The sequence below is a fragment of the Janibacter hoylei PVAS-1 genome, from assembly GCF_004025845.1.
Classification (GTDB): domain Bacteria; phylum Actinomycetota; class Actinomycetes; order Actinomycetales; family Dermatophilaceae; genus Janibacter; species Janibacter hoylei.
The window spans coordinates 319536-335071 of record NZ_PIPF01000007.1 but is presented as its reverse complement, the minus strand read 5'-3'; the positions used below and the strand labels follow the sequence as shown (position 1 = coordinate 335071).

The 15536-nt window shown below is 71.8% G+C and carries 14 protein-coding genes; 12 read left to right on the top strand and 2 right to left on the bottom strand.

What is annotated here, in order from left to right; all coding sequences use genetic code 11:
* Positions 1-107: 107 nt before the first annotated feature.
* On the top strand, positions 108-1550 hold the full coding sequence (locus CWN80_RS08465) for an APC family permease (protein WP_007928915.1): 1443 nt from the start codon (positions 108-110) through the stop codon (positions 1548-1550).
* Between the two features lie 216 nt (positions 1551-1766).
* Here CWN80_RS08465 and CWN80_RS08460 read toward each other — a convergent pair whose 3' ends face one another.
* Positions 1767-4202: a DNA gyrase/topoisomerase IV subunit A gene (locus tag CWN80_RS08460; RefSeq protein ID WP_007925494.1), complete on the bottom strand. Its 2436-nt coding sequence runs from the start codon at positions 4200-4202 to the stop codon at positions 1767-1769.
* Positions 4203-4334: 132 nt separating this feature from the next.
* Here CWN80_RS08460 and CWN80_RS08455 point away from each other — a divergent pair, with 132 nt between their 5' ends.
* From CWN80_RS08455 to CWN80_RS08440, 4 genes are read left to right on the top strand one after another with little or no spacing between them, the layout of a single operon-like run.
* Entirely contained in the window at positions 4335-7019 is a 2685-nt protein-coding gene (locus CWN80_RS08455; RefSeq protein ID WP_128277124.1) for a bifunctional acetate--CoA ligase family protein/GNAT family N-acetyltransferase, read from the top strand.
* Positions 7020-7031: 12 nt separating this feature from the next.
* Positions 7032-7649, top strand: coding sequence for a DUF5998 family protein (locus CWN80_RS08450; RefSeq protein ID WP_007925487.1), 618 nt, complete (start codon positions 7032-7034; stop codon positions 7647-7649).
* Positions 7646-8797 (top strand): alkaline phosphatase family protein, encoded by a 1152-nt coding sequence (locus tag CWN80_RS08445; RefSeq protein WP_007925485.1) that lies wholly within the window; start codon positions 7646-7648, stop codon positions 8795-8797. The genes CWN80_RS08450 and CWN80_RS08445 overlap by 4 nt, the downstream gene beginning before the upstream one ends.
* Position 8798: 1 nt before the next feature.
* Positions 8799-9479, top strand: coding sequence for a thymidine kinase (locus CWN80_RS08440; RefSeq protein ID WP_007925484.1), 681 nt, complete (start codon positions 8799-8801; stop codon positions 9477-9479).
* A gap of 68 nt (positions 9480-9547) precedes the next feature.
* Here CWN80_RS08440 and sepH read toward each other — a convergent pair whose 3' ends face one another.
* Entirely contained in the window at positions 9548-10744 is a 1197-nt protein-coding gene (gene sepH / locus CWN80_RS08435; RefSeq protein ID WP_007925482.1) for a septation protein SepH, read from the bottom strand.
* 94 nt (positions 10745-10838) lie between these two features.
* On the opposite strand from sepH, the gene CWN80_RS08430 reads away from it, so the two are divergent.
* The 7 genes from CWN80_RS08430 to CWN80_RS08400 all read left to right on the top strand — a co-directional run bounded on the left by CWN80_RS08430 (position 10839) and on the right by CWN80_RS08400 (position 15530).
* Positions 10839-11948 carry a ferrochelatase gene (locus CWN80_RS08430; protein ID WP_007925479.1) on the top strand — a complete coding sequence of 370 codons (1110 nt, stop codon included), beginning with the start codon at positions 10839-10841 and terminating at the stop codon, positions 11946-11948.
* 2 nt (positions 11949-11950) lie between these two features.
* Positions 11951-12805 carry an inositol monophosphatase family protein gene (locus tag CWN80_RS08425; RefSeq protein WP_007925477.1) on the top strand — a complete coding sequence of 285 codons (855 nt, stop codon included), beginning with the start codon at positions 11951-11953 and terminating at the stop codon, positions 12803-12805.
* Between the two features lie 131 nt (positions 12806-12936).
* Positions 12937-13236, top strand: a complete 300-nt coding sequence (locus tag CWN80_RS08420; protein ID WP_007925474.1) for a DUF4193 domain-containing protein — start codon at positions 12937-12939, stop codon at positions 13234-13236.
* Positions 13237-13239: 3 nt separating this feature from the next.
* Positions 13240-13719: a dUTP diphosphatase gene (gene dut / locus CWN80_RS08415; RefSeq protein ID WP_007925472.1), complete on the top strand. Its 480-nt coding sequence runs from the start codon at positions 13240-13242 to the stop codon at positions 13717-13719.
* Positions 13716-14465 (top strand): DUF3710 domain-containing protein, encoded by a 750-nt coding sequence (locus CWN80_RS08410; RefSeq protein ID WP_128277122.1) that lies wholly within the window; start codon positions 13716-13718, stop codon positions 14463-14465. Before dut ends, CWN80_RS08410 begins: the two co-directional genes overlap by 4 nt.
* Positions 14465-14830, top strand: coding sequence for an OB-fold nucleic acid binding domain-containing protein (locus CWN80_RS08405; protein ID WP_128277121.1), 366 nt, complete (start codon positions 14465-14467; stop codon positions 14828-14830). The genes CWN80_RS08410 and CWN80_RS08405 overlap by 1 nt, the downstream gene beginning before the upstream one ends.
* Complete coding sequence (locus tag CWN80_RS08400; protein ID WP_007925468.1) at positions 14823-15530, top strand: DUF3159 domain-containing protein; 708 nt, start codon at positions 14823-14825, stop codon at positions 15528-15530. The genes CWN80_RS08405 and CWN80_RS08400 overlap by 8 nt, the downstream gene beginning before the upstream one ends.
* Positions 15531-15536: the final 6 nt, after the last annotated feature.

Sequence of the window (15536 nt, the reverse complement as noted above, 5' to 3'; positions counted from 1 at the left end):
CGACGAAAGTTCGGCGCGTCGGCGCGTCAGTTGTTGCGCCGGTGCGTGGCGTGGGTCACGGTAAGGGGATTGGTGCGCACCAGCGCGCCCCGACCCAGGGAGGACACATGTCCGACGTCGCCACCTCGGACCATGCCGCAGGGGAGGAGCAGACCGAGCTCAAGCGGGTCATGGGGCCCAAGCTCCTGCTGCTCTTCATCGTGGGAGACATCCTCGGCACGGGGGTCTACGCGCTGACGGGTGACGTGGCGGCCGAGGTGGGCGGAGCGGCCTGGGCGCCCTTCCTCGCGGCCTTCATCGTCGCGACGATGACGGCCTTCTCCTACCTCGAGCTCGTGACGAAGTACCCCAAGGCCGGCGGCGCCGCGACCTTCATCCACAAGGCCTTTGGCGTTCACTTCCTCACCTTCATCGTGGCCTTCGCCGTCATGTGCTCCGGCATCACGTCTGCGTCGACGGCCTCCAACGCCTTCGCAGGCTTCCTGCGTGACGGGCTCGGCCTGGAGTGGGAGGCCGGCTCGACGCCGCTGCTCTTCGTCGCCCTCGCCTTCATGACCGTCATCGCGCTCATCAACCTGCGCGGTGTCGGCGAGTCGGTCAAGGCCAATGTCGTGCTCACGCTCGTCGAGCTCTCCGGCCTGCTGCTCATCATCTTCGTCGGCCTCTACGCGGTGACGCAGGGCAAGGCGGACTTCTCCCGCGCGATGGTCTTCGAGAGCCCGAGCGACAAGAGCACCTTCATTGCCATCTCCATGGCGACGGCGCTCGCCTTCTTCGCCATGGTCGGCTTCGAGGACTCGGTCAACATGGCCGAGGAGACCCACGAGCCGGCGAAGATCTTCCCCAAGGTCATGCTCAGCGGCTTGGCGATCACCGGTGTCATCTACGTCCTCGTCTCGATCACCGCGGTCGCCCTCGTGCCCGTCGGTGAGCTCGTCAGCGGGGAGCAGTCGGCGCTGACCCAGGTCGTCGCGACCGGCGCGCCGGGCCTGCCCTTCGACAAGATCTTCCCCTTCATCGGCATGTTCGCCGTGGCCAACTCGGCACTGATCAACATGCTCATGGCCTCGCGTCTCGTCTACGGCATGTCGCGCCAGGAGGTCCTGCCCCCCGGACTGGGCATCGTGCACAAGACGCGCCAGACGCCGTGGGTCGCGATCCTCTTCACGACCCTGATCTCCTACGGCCTGATCAGCTACGTCGTCCTGGGCAGCGGGTCGACCGTCGTCTCGCTCCTCGGTGGTACGACCTCGCTGCTGCTGCTGGCCGTCTTCACGATCGTCAACATCGCGGTCCTCGTGCTGCGCCGCGACGACGTCGGGCGGGAGCACTTCAAGACCCCGACCTTCCTGCCGATCGTCGCCGCACTGACCTGCGCCTTCCTCGTCGGCCCGTGGGCCCGCAACGAGGAGCAGCAGCAGCAGTACGAGATCGCCGGTGGCCTGCTGGCCCTCGGCGTCGTCCTCTGGGCGATCACCTGGTTCATCAACCGCGCGGTCTACGCCAAGAAGACCTACATGCGCGACCCGGAGCACATCGACCACGACTGAGCTCCGCAGCGCGAAGGGGGCGGCACCGGATCACCGGTGCCGCCCCCTTCGTCATGCGCATTTCCCTAGGGAAATACGGCGGGGGTGCACATTTCCCTAGGGAAATACGGCGGGGGTGCGTATTTCCCTAGGGAAATGTGGGTGAGGGTGGTGATTTCCCTAGGGAAATGTGGGTGAGGGTGGTGATTTCCCTAGGGAAACGCGCGGGTGGGGTGGTCAGAGCGAGCCGATGCCGCCGATCACCGCGGGGGCGGGGGAGCCGGAGCCGTCACGGCGGCCGTCGGCCTCGGGCAGCGTGATCGCCACCCCGTTGGGCTGGGCGGCGCGGGCGCCGGCCCGGCCCACCCAGGCGAGCAGCAGGCCGTCCTCACCCTTGAGGAAGCGGTGCGCGCGCACGCCGGCAGTGGCGCGGCCCTTGCCGGGGTACTCGTCGAAGCTGGTGACCTTCCACGACCCGGCATCAGTGCCCGGCAGCGCGTCGGAGGAGCCCGAGACGGTGACGACGATGTTGTCGCGGTTGAGGTCGACGGCACCGAAGAAGACGACCTTGGCGTCGTCGCCGAGACGGATGCCGGCGATGCCACCACCGCTGCGGCCCTGCGGGCGCACGTCACCGGCAGAGAAGTGCAGCAAGCTTGCCTGGTCGGTGACGAAGACGAGCTGCTCCTCGCCGGTCGTCAGCTCGACGGCCCCGACGACCCGGTCGCCGTCCTTGAGCGAGATCGCCTCCCACGAGCTGCCCTTGGGGTAGTCGGTCGTCACCCGCTTGACGACGCCCCGAGCCGTGCCGAGGGCCAGGCCGGGTGAGTCGGGGGACAGGCTCATCAGGGTCAGGGGCACCTCGTCGGCGACCAGGTCGACATAGGCCGCGAGAGGAGCCCCGCCCGACAGCGTGGGCGCGCCGTTGGACGGCGGCAGCGTCGGCAGCTCGAGTGCGCCCAGACGCACCACGCGCCCCGCGGAGGTGACGACGGCCAGCTCGCCGCGTGCGGTCGTGCGCACGGCGGCGACGATCGCGTCGTGCTTGGCTCGACCCCCGTCGCGCGAGAGCGGCTCGGCATCACTCGTGCGGGCCAGCAGCCCGGTGCTCGAGAGCAGCACCCAGCAGGGGTCGTCGGCGACCTCGAGCGGCGTGGAGGCCGCAGCCGGCTGGCCAGCGGACTCGAGCAGGACCGTGCGCCGGGGGTCGCCGTGCTTCTTGGCGACCTCGGCCAGCTCGCTCGAGATGAGCTTGGTCAGGACCTTGTCGTCGCCGAGGATCTCCTCGAGGGCCGCGATCTGCTCGAGCAGCTCGCTCTGCTCCTTTTCGAGCTCGATCCGGGAAAACTTCGTGAGCCGGCGCAGCTGCAGGTCGAGGATGAAGGTCGCCTGGACCTCCGAGAGGTCGAAGACCTCCTGCAGGCGGGTGCGGGCGATCGCCGCGTCGTCGCTGCTGCGGATGACCTGGATGACCTCGTCGATGTCGAGGATCGCGATGAGCAGGCCCTCGACGAGGTGCAGCCGCTCGCGCCGCTTGGCGAGGCGGTACTCGCTGCGCCGCCGCACGACGTCGCGCCGGAAGTCGACGTAGACCGTGAGCAGCTCCTTGAGCCCCATGGTCCGCGGTCGGCCGTCGACGAGCGCGACGTTGTTGATGGAGAAGGAGTCCTCCATCGGGGTCAGCTTGTACAGCTTGTCGAGGACGGCCTCGGGGTTGAAGCCGTTCTTGATCTCGATGACCAGCTGCATGCCGGACTCGCGGTCGGTGAGGTCCTTGACGTCGGCGATGCCCTGCAGCTTCTTCGACTGCACCGCGTCCTTGATCTTCTCGATGACCTTTTCGGGGCCGACGAGGTAGGGCAGCTCGGTGACGATGATGCCCTGCCGGCGCGGCGAGACCTTGTCGATCCGCGTGGTCGCCCGCGTGCGGAAGCTGCCGCGCCCGGTGAGGTAGGCGTCGCGGATCCCGTCGAGCCCGACGATCCGCCCGCCGCCGGGCAGGTCGGGGCCGGGGACGAACTTCATCAGGTCGTCGAGGCTGGCGTCCGGGTGGGTCAGCAGGTGGCGGGCGGCGCCGATGACCTCGACGAGGTTGTGCGGCGGCATGTTGGTGGCCATGCCGACCGCGATGCCCGTCGTGCCGTTGACGAGGAGGTTGGGGTAGGCCGAAGGGAGGACGTCCGGCTGCGTGAGCTGGTCGTCGTAGTTGGGCACGAAGGGGACGGTGTCCTCGTCCAGGCCCGTGACCATGAGCAGTGCGGCGGGCGCCATCCGTGCCTCGGTGTACCGGCTCGCCGCCGGCCCGTCGTCGAGCGAGCCGAAGTTGCCGTGGCCGTCGACGAGCGGCAGCCGCATGGAGAAGGGCTGGGCCAGGCGCACGAGGGCGTCGTAGATCGCCGAGTCGCCGTGCGGGTGGTACTTGCCCATGACCTCGCCGACGACGCGCGAGGACTTCACGTGGCCGCGCTCGGGGCGCAGGCCCATCTCGCTCATCGAGTAGAGGATGCGGCGGTGGACGGGCTTGAGGCCGTCGCGCGCATCGGGCAGGGCCCGGGCGTGGATCACCGAGTAGCTGTACTCGAGGAAGGCATTGCGCATCTCGTCCGCGACGTCGATGTCGACGATCCGCTCGGGCGCGTCGACGGGTGGGGAGGCGGCAGGACGGCGGGCCATGCGGGCGGTGACTCCTCGTGGGCTGGTGCTGATGAGCCCACCCATCTTCCCCCTTCGCCGCTGTCGGGCCGGGACCGACACACGTGACCTGCCGCGGGGGCGGCACGAGGGGCCCGTGGCAGGATTGGGGACATGACGGAGCTCCCACCGGGATACCCGGTGCTGGCGGAGGCCGACGTCGTCCTGCGGGACGGCTCGGTCTGCAGACTGCGGCCGATCAAGCCGTCCGATGCCGACGGCATCCGGCAATTCCACTCGCGCCAGTCCGACGAGTCGATCTACCTGCGCTTCTTCGCGCCGATGCGGACCCTGAGCGACCGCGACATCAAGCGCTTCACCGAGGTCGACTACCACGACCGGATGGCCTTGGTCGCGACGATCGGCGACGACATCATCGGCATCGGGCGCTACGACCGGGTGAGCCCGCACAGTGCCGAGGTCGCCTTCAACATCTCCGACCACTACCACGGCAAGGGCATCGGGTCGGTGCTGCTCGAGCACCTCGCGGCCATCGCCCACGCCGGCGACATCACCGAGTTCGAGGCGGAGGTGCTGCCGCACAACCGCAAGATGCTCTCCGTCTTCTCCGAGGCCGGCTACCAGGTGAGCCGCCGCCTCGAGGACGGGGTCGTCACCCTCCACTTCGCCATCGAGCCCACTGCCGAGTCGTTGTCGGTGCGCTTCGCCCGCGAGCACCGCGCCGAGTCGCAGAGCGTGCGGGCCATGCTCCACCCGACCTCGGTGGCGGTCATCGGCGCCAGCCGGCGTGAGCGGGCCATCGGCCACCAGGTGCTCAAGCAGGTCCTCGACGGCGGCTTCACCGGTCAGATCCACGCGGTCAACCCGGACGCGGGGGAGATCCTCGGCCTGACGGCCGTGCGCACGGTCGGGGAGATCGAGGGGGGAGTGGAGCTCGCCGTCATCGCGGTGCCCGCCGAGCGGGTGACCCAGGTCGTCCTCGAGTGCGCCGCGGTGGGGGTCAAGACCCTGCTCATCATCTCCTCGGGCTTCGCCGAGGTCGACGAGGCCGGGGCCGCGCGGCAGCAGGAGGTGCTCCGGCTCGCCCGGACCCACGGCATGCGGGTGCTCGGACCCAACTCCTTCGGCCTGATCAACAACGACCCCGCGGTGAGTCTCAACGCGACCCTGACCCCGGTCATCCCGCGCCCGGGCCACCTCGGCCTGTTTTCGCAGAGTGGCGCGCTCGCGATCGCCAACCTCGACTCGGCGGCGCGACGCAACCTCGGCATCTCGGTCTTCGCCTCCGCGGGCAACCGGGTCGACGTCTCCGGCAACGACCTCATGCAGTACTGGGTCGACGACGAGCGCACCCACGCGGTGGGGCTCTATCTCGAGTCGATGGGCAACCCGCGCAAGTTTTCCCGCGTGGCACGTCACCTCGCCTCCAACAAGCCGGTCATCGTCGTCAAGCCGGCGTCGGCGACCTACGGCGCGCCCCCCGGGCACAAGGTCCGCAAGCCCAAGGTCAAGCCGCACGTCTTCGGCTCGATGCTGCAGCAGGCCGGGGTCATCCACTGCGAAAACGTCCACCAGATGTTTGACGTCGCGCAGCTGCTCGTCCACCAGCCGCTGCCGGCGGGGCGCCGCGTGGCCATCGTCGGCAACTCCAGCCAGCTGGCCGCGCTCTGCGCCGACAACGCCACCGAGCGCGGCCTCGAGGTCGTGCACGGTCCGGTCGCCATCCCGACCGAGGCCTCGGCGCGCGAGTTCCAGAGAGCGGTCGACGCCGCCTTCGGTGACCCCGACGTCGACTCCGTCATCGTCTGCTTCATCCCGCCCGTCGGTGCCCTGGACCAGGAGGTCGTCGACGCCCTGCGGCACGCCGCCTCCCGATCCGACAAGCCGTGCGTGGCGACGCTGCTCGGTCTGCGCGGCGTCGACGAAGGGGGTGACGCCGCCTTCCTCCACGAGACCGGCGAGGTTGCCGACGACACCCCGCGCCAGGCGGTGCCGCTCTACCCGATGCCCGAGGAGGCCATCCGGGCACTGGCCCTGGCGACGGACTACGGGCAGTGGCGCGACAAGGACAAGGGCGAGACCGTCGTGCGCGATGGCATCGACCGGTGGGCTGCGCGGGCGCTCCTCGACCGGGTGCTCGAGGAGGACCCGGAGGGCCGAGCCCTCACGAGCGACGAGTCCCGTGAGCTGCTCGCCGCCTACGGCATCGACGTGTGGCCCCGCTTTGAGGTGGCCGACGCCGACGAGGCCGTCGCCATCGCGGAGGAGATCGGCTACCCGGTCGTCGTGAAGTCACTCTCCCCGCTGGTGCGCGGGCAGGCCCTCCTCGAGGGCATCCGCGTCGACCTGCACGACGCGCACGCGGTGCGCTCGGCCTTCGAGACCCTCGACCGGCGGCTGGCGCCGATGGATGCCAACTACTTCGTCGTGCAGCGGATGGCCCGGCCGGGGGTGTCGACGGTGCTCTCGACGCTGGAGGACCCGCTCTTCGGGCCGGTCGTCTCCTTCAGCATCGCGGGGGCGCCGACGACCCTGCTCGACGACATCGCCTACCGGATCCCGCCGCTCACCGACGTCGACGTGCGCGAGCTCGTCGAGGACCTCAAGCTCGCCCCGCTGCTCATGGGGCACGACGGCGCGGCGCCGGTCGACCGGGCGGCGCTCGAGGACATCCTCGGGCGGCTGTCGATCATGTCCGACGACTTCCTCGAGCTGTCGTCGGTCGAGCTCAACCCCGTGGTCGCCCACCCCGAGGGAGCCACGGTGCTCGGCGCCGACGTCATGATCGCGCCGGTGACCCGTCGCCGGATCGACACCGGCGCGCGGAGCCTCACCTGACGCTGGGGCACAATGGCCCACATGCCCGCACCTGCTGATCTCACGGCGATCTCGCTCCCGGACGCCCTCATGGCCGACATCGAGCGCGCGGGCTACTACCCGGCCCTCGTCGCCGACGTCATCAAGGCCGCGGTCGGGTCCGAGGACGTGCACGGTCACCTCGTGCACCAGGAGACGACCTTCGACCAGGACGCCGTGCGGCGGCACATCACGGTCTTCGCCCGCACCGGCACCCGGCTCGTCGTCGCCCACGCCGACGACTTCCCGGACCACTTCTCCGGGGCCCACGAGATCGCCACGGCCACGACCGAGTGCATCCCGCTCCCCTCGGTGCGCGGCGTCATGCTGACCCACGTCGTCGGTGACCCCTCGAGCTATGTGCCCGGGTCCCTCGGCAGCGAGGTCACGCTCACCGTCGGCTGGGGCGCGGTCAGCCGCGTCGACCTGCTGCCCGCGCAGTGCAACGACCCGGACTGCGAGGGCGGCGACCACGGCTACGACGGCACCATCACGAGCGACGACATCGCCCTGCGGATCAGCGCGCAGGCCGAAGGCCGTGAGGCGCTCGATCGCGCCATCGAGTTCGCCCGCGACCTGTCGGCGAGCATCGGGCACCGCCCGCCCGCATGACGCACCACCACTCGCCCCTCCTGCCCGCCACGCCGCGGCTCGACCGCGTGCTGCCGGCCGTCGCGACGAGCCTGGGCGTCCCCGGCCTGACGAAGGGAGGGGACCGCCCCCTTCGTCCCGCCCGCAGGGCCGTCGTCGTCCTCGTCGACGGACTCGGGGCCCAACTGCTCGCCCGTCGGGGTGGGCACGCGCCCTTCCTGCGGCAGCTCCTCCAGGACGCCGACGCCGCCCGCACCATCGACTGCGGCTTCCCGTCGACAACGGCGACCTCGATGGGCACCTTCGGCACCGGCACGCTCGCCGGCGCCCACGGGCTCGTCGGCTACGAGGCCTATGACCCCGACACCGACAGCGTCTTCAACGAGCTGTCGTGGGAGGACGGGCCCGCGCCGCGACGCTGGCAGCCCGCCCCGACGGTCTTCGAGGCCGCTGTGGAGGCCGGCGTCGGCGTCACCCGGATCGGGCCGGGCTTCTTCGACGGGTCGGGCCTGACCGAGGCGGCGCTGCGCGGAGGCTCCTTCGTCGCCGCCTCGAGCCTCGCCCAGCGGGTCGACGCGACGCTGCGCGCCGTGCGGGCCCAGCCGCGCGGGCTGGTCTACCTCTACTGGGGCGACATCGACAAGGTCGGCCACGTCCACGGCTGCGACTCCCACGAGTGGGTCGCCGAGCTCGAGTCCGTCGACGCCGAGCTGGCCCGGCTCGCCTCATCGCTGCCGCGCGACACGGCGCTGCACATCACCGCCGACCACGGCATGGTCGACGTGCCGCTCGAGGCCCGACCCGACATCGCCACCGACGCCCATCTCGATGCCGGTGTACGTCACGTCTCGGGGGAACCGCGCTGCGTCCAGCTGCACGTGCGGCCCGGCGCCCGCGACGACGTCGTCGACACGTGGCGCGCGCGACTGGGGGAGGACGCCCTCGTCGTCACGACCGAGGAGGCGATCGAGGCCGGCTGGTTCGGCACCGTGAGTGCGAGCGTGCGCCCGCGCATCGGCGACGTCATCGCCGCGATGACCGGGCCCGTCGCCGTCGTCGACTCCCGCCGCCACCGGCCCGAGCTGCGCTCGCTGCTCGGGGTGCACGGCTCGATCACCCCCGACGAGGTCGCGGTGCCCTGGCTCGTCCTCTCCCCGCAGGAGCAGTGACGTGGCGGAGCTGAGCTTCTTCGCCGGGACGATGGACTGCGGCAAGTCCACGCTCGCCCTGCAGATGGACCACAACCACCGCGCTCGCGGGCGTGCGGGGCTGATCTTCACCCGGCTCGACCGCTCGGGCGAGGCGGTGCTCTCCTCACGTCTCGGCCTGGAGACCCCGGCGATCGAGGTCGCCACCGACCTCGACATCTGGGAGGCGGTCGTCGCCCACCTCACCGCGGGTGGCCGGGTCGACTACCTGATCTGCGACGAGGCGCAGTTCTACACGCCCGGGCAGGTGGAGCAGCTCGCGCGCATCGTCGACGAGCTCGACATCGAGGTCTTCGCCTTCGGCATCACGAGCGACTTCCGCACCGAGCTCTTCCCGGGTAGCCGTCGGCTCATCGAGCTCGCCGACCGCACCCAGGTGCTGCAGGTGTCGGCGCTGTGCTGGTGCGGACGGCGTGCGACGCACAATGCCCGCGTCGTCGACGGCGTCATGGTCGTCGAGGGGGAGCAGGTCGTCGTCGGTGACACCGCCGACCCCGACCACGTCGCCGAGGTCGAGTACGAGGTGCTCTGCCGACGCCACCACATGCGGCGGATGAGCTCGCAGGCCGCTCGGGCCGCGGCGCAGTCCGCGGACGTGCTGCCCTTCGACCTCGACGCCTGCCCGGTGCCGCCGCGCGGCTGACCGCGCTGGTCACGAGACCGGTCTGGGCGCGAGACCGCCCGCAGGGAAGCGACTCAGCCGTCCTGCCGTCAGTCCCGGGTGGTCCCAAACATCACGTCGTCCCAGCTCGGGACCCGCGCGCGGCCCTTGCGGCCACGGCTCTTGCTGCCGGAGTCCGCCTCGGAGGACTTGTCGGCGTCGTCCCGGCCCGAGTCGTCCTCATCGGACACGTCGGGCTCCGAGGCCGTCTCCTCGTCCACGGGCTCGTCCACCGTGGTCTCGTCCTCGGGAGCCTCGTCCGCCCCCGTGTCGGCATCAGCGTTGGGCGCCGGGGCGTCGTCCTCGGCAGGCCGGGTACCGTCCTTCGCCTCGTCGGCAACTGCTGCCTGCTCGACGGTGGTGGCCGCGGTCGACTCCTCACGAGCGGCCGCTGCGGCGCGCTCCGGCGACTCCTCGTCGCGCGGATGCGTACCCCCGGCCGGCGGGGGCAGCTCGTCGATGGGCAGCGCGTCCTCGGCGGGGGCGGTCTCGGCGGCGGCGCGGGTCTTGCGCCGACCACCGCGGCGGCGGCTCTTGGCGCCGGAGTGCTCACGCATGGAGTTGATGAGGTCGTCGGTGTTGGCCCGCTGGGCCCGCTCGACCTTGGTCTCCTCGACCTCGACGTCGAAGACGGCCGTGGGGCGGTGCACCGTCGTCGGCACAGGACCGGCCGGGGTGTCGGCCTCGGAGAGCCACTTGGCCTCGTCGTTCTTGGCGACCACGCTCATGCCCGCGAGGTCGAACCACCAGGTCGCCGTGCGCTCGCGCCCGCCGGCGGTGAAGACCGCCGACACCGTCCACTGGCCCTCGCCGTCACGGCAGGCGTCCCAGACGACCGACGACGGCTCGACACCGCGGCCGGTGAGCCGGATCGTGGCGCGCTGGGCGAGGGTCTCGGGGGAGCCGGCCTGGTTCGTGCCGCGCATCCGCACGGCCTGCGCCCGGGTCGCGACGTGCTCGCGCTCGGCGAGCACCGGTCCCTCGAAGCGCGCGATCTTGTCGAGGTCCCAGCCGGTGCGGGCCGCGACCTCGTCGGCGGACGCGCCGGCGCGGATCATCGCCTGCACCTCGCGCGGCCGGACGTTGTTGTCGATGGCGATCTGCAGCTGCCCGAGGCGCGGGCGGTCCCGGCGGGCGGCGGCGCGCAGGGGCTCGTCGATCCGAAGCCGGTACTCCTCACCGGAGTCGTCCGTCACCAGCAGGTGCTCGCCGTCGTCGTGCACCCCGATGAGTCGCAGGTCGCGCATCAACTATCCCTCTCGTCCATCGTGCTCCCTGACGACTCTGCCACCTGCCCGGCCCGATCCGTGGACGCACACGCCGCGGGGATACCTTGTGTCCATGTCCGAGACGATGACCGACCACCCCCTTCGCCCGTACGACGCGGTGCTCGTCCAGTCCTTCGGTGGGCCGGAAGGGCCCGACGAGGTCCTGCCCTTCCTGCGTCGCGTCACCGCCGGCCGCGGGGTGCCCGACGAGCGGCTCGTCGAGGTCGGCGCCCACTACGAGCGGGTCGGCGGTGTCAGCCCGCTGCCGGCGCTCAACCGTCGCCTCGTCGCGGACCTCGCAGCGGAGCTCACGGCCCGCGATTGCCCGCTGCCGGTCGTCCTCGGCAACCGCAACTCGACCCCCTTCGTCGACGAGGCCCTCGACGAGCTCACCGCCGGCGGTGCCCGGCGGGTCCTCGTCGTGCCGACGAGCGCGTGGCGCAGCTACTCCTCGTGCCGGCAGTACCGCGAGGGGCTGGCCGACGCCGTCGAAGGGAGGGAGGGCCTGGTCGTCGACAAGGTCCGGCCCTTCGGCGAGCACCCCGGCTTCGCCGCGACCTTCGCCCGCGACACCCTCGCCGCGGCACGTGAGGCGGTCGCCGCAGTGGGGGCCGACGCGGTGGCCCTGCTCTACGTCACCCACTCCATCCCCGACGCGATGGACGAGACCTCGGGCCCCGGGGACGGCGACGGGCGGGCCTACTCGGCCGACCAGGCCGAGACCGCCGCCGCGATCACCGCCGAGGTCGACACGGTGCTCGGCACCGACCTGGCAGCGGGGCTGGCCTTCTGCTCCCGGTCCGGCTCGCCCCGCACCCCGTGGCTCGAGCCGGACGTCAACGACCGGATGCGCGAGCTCGCCGACGAGGGGGTCCGCCACGTCGTCGTCGTGCCGATCGGCTTCGTCTCCGACCACATGGAGGTCGTCCACGACCTCGACGTCGAGGCGGCGGCGACGGCCGCGGAGCTGGGCCTGGCGATGACGCGCGTGGCGACGCCGGGTGCCGACCCCGCCTTCGTCAGCGGACTCGTCGACGTCATGCTCGAGCGGGCCGCGCAGGCCCGCGGCGAGGAGCCCGCGCGGGCGACCTGGCGCGACCTCGACTCGCACCCGGCCGTGTGCCCGGCGGGCTGCTGCCCCAACCTGCGCGAGTCCCGCCCCGCGCTGTGCGGGCAGGACTGACCGTGCCGACCCCCACGACCGACCCCGCGGCCCTGGCGGTCATCGCCCTGACGGTGGCCCTCGAGGCCGGCGACCTCATCACGCAGGAGCGCCCGCGTGACCTCGAGGTCGCCGAGACCAAGACGTCGGCGACCGACGTCGTCACCGTCATGGACCAGCGCAGCCAGGACCTGCTGCTGCGCCGGCTCGGCGAGCTGCGCCCGGACGACGCCTTCGCCGGCGAGGAGCGCGGCGGTCGCGCAGGGACGTCCGGCATCACCTGGGTCGTCGACCCGATCGACGGCACGGTCAACTACCTCTACGACGTGCCCGCGTACTCGGTGTCCGTCGCCGCCGTCGTCGGTGACCCGACGACCGATGGTGCGTGGCAGCCCGTGGCCGGAGCGGTCGTCAACCCGGTGACGGGGGAGCGGTACACAGCATGGTCCGGTGGCGGTGCCTGGCGCGCCGTCGGCGACGACGCGCCGGTGCGCCTGGCCGTGGCCGAGACGGACCTGGCCACCGCGCTGTGCGGCACGGGCTTCGGATACGACGCGGGTCGCCGGGCCTGGCAGGCCGAGGTGCTCACCCACGTGCTGCCCCGCGTGAGGGACATCCGACGCTTCGGCAGCGCGGCGCTCGACCTGTGCCGGGTGGCCGAGGGGAGCCTCGATGTCTACTACGAGCGGGGTCTCAACCCGTGGGACATGGCCGCCGGCTGGCTCGTCGCGACCGAGGCGGGTGCGGAGGTCACCGACCTTGCCGGCGGGGCGCCCCGGGCGACCATGACCCTGGCCGGGCCGCCCCGCCTCAGGGCGGCGCTCGGGGAGGTCCTCGACCGCGCCGTCGGGACCGTGGGAGCCGAGGGTCTCGACTAGCAGCAGGTGAGGTGGCGCACAGCCAGCGGATGGGGCACAATCCGGCGCGCCGGGCACAAATTCAGCACCTGCTGCGTTGACGACGGCGAACCACCCCCACTGCCCGTGTCACATCACAGAAATCAGGAGAGATGGCGACCGACTACGACGCCCCTCGCAAGACGGACGACGACCTGTCCGAGGACTCCATCGAGGAGCTGAAGTCCCGTCGCGGCGACGCGACCTCCGCCAATGTCGACGTCGACGAGACGGAGATGGCCGAAGGCTTCGAGCTGCCCGGTGCGGACCTCTCCGGTGAGGAGATGTCCGTCCGCGTGGTCCCGCGCCAGGCCGACGAGTTCACCTGCACCAGCTGCTTCCTCGTCCACCACCGCAGCCAGCTGGCGACGGACGGCAAGAACGGACCGGTCTGCACCGAGTGCGCCGCGTGAGCCGTGGCTGACGCACGTCAGATCGCGGTCCCGGTGCAGCTGCTGCACCGGGACGCCGTGGTGCCCGCGTACGCCAAGCACGGTGACGCCGGCGCCGACCTCGCCTCGGTCGCTGAGCTGACGCTCGCGCCCGGCGAGCGGCACCTCGTGCCGACGGGTGTCGCGATGGCGATCCCGCACGGCTGGGTCGGCCTCGTCCACCCGCGCTCCGGGCTCGCTGCGCGGCACGGCATCTCGGTCGTCAACGCGCCGGGGACGGTCGACTCGGGCTACCGCGGGGAGGTCCTCGTCAACCTCGTCAACCTCGACCCCACCGACAGCTTCACCGTCCACGTGGGGGACCGGATCGCCCAGCTCGTGCTCCAGGAGGTCGGCGAAGGGAGCTTCGAGCCCGTCGATTCGCTTCCACCCAGCCAGCGGGGTGAGACTGGACACGGATCCAGCGGGGGCTTCGGCCCCCCGTCGACGACAGGACGTGAATGATGTTCGGGCGCAAGAAGAAGACCGACTCCGCGGCGCGGGGCACCGAGCAGGACGTGGCGACGTCGGACGCCGAGGCGACCGAGAGCACCGACAGCGCGGACACCGCCGCTGCGACCGGACCTCGCGACATCTCCCTCGCCACGAGCACCACGGACCACCTCGACATGGGCGCCCTTCGCCTCGTGCCCGGCCCGTCGACGGACCTGCGGCTCGAGGTCGACCAGAAGACCAACGAGGTCAACGCCGTCCAGATCGCCGACGACCACGGCGCGGTGCAGCTCCAGGTCTTCGCCGCGCCCCGGTCCGCGGGCATCTGGGAGGACATCCGCGGTGAGATCGCCGAGATGATCACGGCCAACGGCGGGACGGTCGAGACCGCGAGCGGCCCCTTCGGCGACGAGCTGCGCAGCCGGCTGGCCCAGCCCGGTCCGCAGGGCCGCACCGTCTTCGCCCCGGCGGTCTTCGCCGGTGTCGAGGGACCGCGGTGGTTCCTCCGCGCCGTCTACTCCGGCTCGGCCGCCGTCGACGAGGCAGCCCGCGAGGTCTTCGACGACGTGCTGCGCACCGTCCTCGTCGTCCGTGGCGACGAGCCGCGCGCCCCCCGGGAGATGCTGCCGCTCCACATGCCCACCGCGGCGAAGGGGGCGACCCCCGCGGGCGACGAGTCGGAGGCGGCCGTCGCGGAGCCCGACGGCGACGACCTCAAGCCCTTCGAGCGAGGCCCCGAGATCACCGAGGTGCGCTGATGCCCAGCCTGCTGCGCCGGCTGGTCGACCTCGGTCGCTCCGACGACGACCTCGCCGCAGGCGAACTGCGCGAGGCCGCCACCGCCCACGGCTGCCGCCCGATCACCGAGGACGTCGACCGGCAGGTCGTCACCGTCGCTGGCACGGTCCGCGCCGTGACCCTGCGACCGCGCGCCACCGTGCCCGCCCTCGTCGCCGAGGTCTACGACGGCTCGAGCACGGTCCAGCTCGTGTGGCTCGGTCGGCGCAGCATCCACGGCATCGACCCCGGTGCCTACGTCAAGGCGACCGGGCTGATCTGCCGGCCCACGGGCACGCCGACGATCTACAACCCGGCCTACGAGCTGCTGCCGCAGCATGGCTGAGCCCCAGGGCATCTCCGCCCCCGTCCACCCCACCGTCGAGGCGCTCATCCGGCACCGGCTCGGTGAGGCGCTCGGTGGCCTGCGTGGCTCCCTCGAGGCCGCCCTGCCGATGCTCCTCTTCGTCATCGTCTGGTCGGCCACCCGCGACCGCACCCTGTCGCTGGGCGCCGCCGCGGGGTTGACAGTCGTCTTCGCCGTCGTCCGGCTCGTGCAGCGCCAGACCCTGCAGTTCGTCCTCGGCTCGGTCCTCGCGACCGGCCTGGCGGCCTTCTTCGCCCTGAGGTCCGGTGACGCGGAGGACGCCTTCCTCCCCGGCATCCTCACCTCCTGCGCCTACCTCGTCGGCTCCCTGCTCTCGGTGGTGCTGCGCTGGCCGGCCGTCGGGATCATGGTCGGTCTCGCGGACCAGCAGGCCGTCGCCGCGGGTGACCCCTTCCGCTGGCGGCGCAATGCGGCCGCCGTCAAGGTGTGCAGCCGGTTGACCCTCGTCCTCGTCGCGGTCTACGCGATCCGCGTCGCCATCATGGGCCCGCTCTACCTCACCGACAACGTCGCCGGTCTGACGATCAGCAAGGTCGTGCTCGGGTGGCCGCTGTGGGCGGGGGCGGTCGCCGTCATGGGGGCGATGCTCCTCAAGGGGCACACCCCGATCGACCCGGACGACGACCTCGTGCAGCCGGTGGACGTCCAGCGGGGCTGACGCCCC

Coding starts and splice junctions, on each gene's coding strand:
- CWN80_RS08445 (WP_007925485.1), top strand. CDS start 7,646: ATGACGCACCACCACTCGCCCCTCCTGCCCGCCACGCCGCGGCTCGAC.
- CWN80_RS08400 (WP_007925468.1), top strand. CDS start 14,823: ATGGCTGAGCCCCAGGGCATCTCCGCCCCCGTCCACCCCACCGTCGAG.
- CWN80_RS08455 (WP_128277124.1), top strand. CDS start 4,335: ATGACGGAGCTCCCACCGGGATACCCGGTGCTGGCGGAGGCCGACGTC.
- sepH (WP_007925482.1), bottom strand. CDS start 10,744: ATGCGCGACCTGCGACTCATCGGGGTGCACGACGACGGCGAGCACCTG.
- CWN80_RS08460 (WP_007925494.1), bottom strand. CDS start 4,202: ATGGCCCGCCGTCCTGCCGCCTCCCCACCCGTCGACGCGCCCGAGCGG.
- CWN80_RS08410 (WP_128277122.1), top strand. CDS start 13,716: ATGATGTTCGGGCGCAAGAAGAAGACCGACTCCGCGGCGCGGGGCACC.
- CWN80_RS08405 (WP_128277121.1), top strand. CDS start 14,465: ATGCCCAGCCTGCTGCGCCGGCTGGTCGACCTCGGTCGCTCCGACGAC.
- CWN80_RS08450 (WP_007925487.1), top strand. CDS start 7,032: ATGGCCCACATGCCCGCACCTGCTGATCTCACGGCGATCTCGCTCCCG.
- CWN80_RS08465 (WP_007928915.1), top strand. CDS start 108: ATGTCCGACGTCGCCACCTCGGACCATGCCGCAGGGGAGGAGCAGACC.
- CWN80_RS08420 (WP_007925474.1), top strand. CDS start 12,937: ATGGCGACCGACTACGACGCCCCTCGCAAGACGGACGACGACCTGTCC.
- CWN80_RS08430 (WP_007925479.1), top strand. CDS start 10,839: ATGTCCGAGACGATGACCGACCACCCCCTTCGCCCGTACGACGCGGTG.